General features: G+C 63.6%; 3 protein-coding genes. All 3 read right to left on the bottom strand.

Annotation, left to right across the window (positions count from 1 at the left end):
- Positions 1-255, bottom strand: a 255-nt coding sequence (locus tag ACOQFP_RS14565; RefSeq protein ID WP_421584729.1) for a cbb3-type cytochrome c oxidase subunit I, incomplete at its 3' end; no start/stop codon positions are given.
- An 81-nt stretch (positions 256-336) separates the two neighbouring features.
- Entirely contained in the window at positions 337-1,179 is an 843-nt protein-coding gene (locus ACOQFP_RS14560) for a sulfite exporter TauE/SafE family protein (protein ID WP_206491138.1), read from the bottom strand.
- Between the two features lies 1 nt (position 1,180).
- The gene (locus tag ACOQFP_RS14555) at positions 1,181-1,519 is read right to left on the bottom strand and encodes a rhodanese-like domain-containing protein (RefSeq protein WP_421584728.1); all 339 of its coding nucleotides are present in this window, start codon (positions 1,517-1,519) and stop codon (positions 1,181-1,183) included.
- Between the last annotated feature and the right edge of the window lie 173 nt (positions 1,520-1,692).

Raw genomic sequence — 1,692 nt, 5'->3', positions numbered from 1 at the left:
CGTGCCGTGCATGGTGAACAGCTGGTTGTACTGCTCGTTGGACAGGAACTGCAACCCCGGTACGGCGAGTTCGGTGCGCATGAGCAGCGCCATCAACCCGCCGATGAGGAACAATCCGAACGAGGTGACCAGATACATCTTGCCGATCGTCTTGTGATCGGTGGTGGTCACCAATTGGAACAGCGTCGAGCCCTTCGGCTCATGACGCATCGGATACGGCCTGGACGCCTCAGAGCGGGGAATCAGTGCGGTCATCGAAGATCTCCTCGATCCAGGTGTGCGATGCGCCGCATTGGCGTGCGCAGAATTAGCCTCTGTGATGCACAACGATGTGCGTTACAGGGCTATGGAGGCTTGGACAGTGACGTAGACGGCCACGACGAGCAACAGAGCTGCGAAGCTACGGGTGAGCGTGGTGGCAGAGACTCTGTCGCTGATGACTTTTCCTGCGAACGAGCCTGCAATTGCCGCGAAGGTGAACGGTACGACGATCTCCCACGGGATGGTGGCACCCGTGCCGAGGCGTTCGGTGAAGGCCCCCGCGCTGGTGATGGAGATGATCACCAGTGACGTTCCGACCGCGACGGGCATCGAATAGCCCAGTGCCAGAACCAGGGCGGGGACGATGAGGAATCCGCCGCCCACTCCCAGAAACCCGGTGAGGAAGCCGACAACGAGCGCGGCGGCGACCAGCTTGAATACCTGCGACGTGGTGATCTTCACTTTCGTGGGCTTGGTGGCGACCGCGACGGCGCTCGGGCGTGTTCCCACGGTCTCGGCCGGGTTCGGTGTCGGTAGGTCGGCATCGTGTCCGCGCCGGGTGCGGCGCAACATCGCACCGGCGGCGACGATCATCAGTGCCGCGAACGCGAGCAGCAAGATTTGCGGGTCGACCGATCGGTTGAGGATCGATCCACCGAAGGCGGTGACCGAGCCCAGAATTCCGAACACTGCCGCTGCCCGCCACCGCACGTGCCGTGCTCGCGCATGGCTGATGGCCGCGATGATCGAGGTGATGCCGACGATGATCAGAGAGGTGCTCGTCGCCGATTGCGGTTCGACCGCGAGGAGATACACCAGTGCAGGAACAGTCAGTATCGATCCCCCACCACCGAGTGCGCCGAGGGAGAGCCCGATGAGAATCCCTGCGGCAACTGCGATCGCGAGGGTGGCGACCATGTCAGATCACTGCGCCGGGGGTGCCGTCATCACGGACCACAGGACGGCCGTCTTCGTGCCACGCTTTCATTCCGCCCGACAGATTGTGCGCTGTGCGACCGGCATCGGTGAGGGCCGCGACAGCTTTGCTCGACCGAGCGCCCGAGCGGCACACCACGACCAATTTCTGCTCAGGAGGGTAGGCAGCAGGATCGAGATCGCCGAGGCGTACATGGACGGCGTCCGGGGCGTGGCCGGCTGCCCATTCGTCGTCCTCGCGGACATCGATCAGGATGGCTCCCGATTCGTCGATCAGTGCGTGTGCGGCGGCCGGGTCGGCTTCCGGTGGTGCTCCAGTCATGAAGAACGCTCCTTGGATCAGTGGGTGCTCAGAGGGCGTGCAGCGGCGTGGCCGGCACGAAGCGATAGCCGTCGCTCGGTGAGAACGTGGCCGAGACGGTGAACCGATCTCCTCGAATCACTGTGTGCCGCAACTCCACCGGCCGGGAATTCATGCAACCCAAGCGGCGGATC

This window comes from Rhodococcus sp. MALMAid1271, from assembly GCF_049195265.1.
Classification (GTDB): Bacteria; Actinomycetota; Actinomycetes; order Mycobacteriales; family Mycobacteriaceae; genus Rhodococcoides.
Note: the sequence above shows the minus strand (reverse complement) of the source record. Positions and strands in the feature narration are given on the sequence as shown.

What these genes read in the sequence shown, in the direction of transcription:
- ACOQFP_RS14560 (WP_206491138.1), bottom strand. Translation starts at nt 1,179, where the DNA reads ATGGTCGCCACCCTCGCGATCGCAGTTGCCGCAGGGATTCTCATCGGG.
- ACOQFP_RS14555 (WP_421584728.1), bottom strand. Translation starts at nt 1,519, where the DNA reads ATGACTGGAGCACCACCGGAAGCCGACCCGGCCGCCGCACACGCACTG.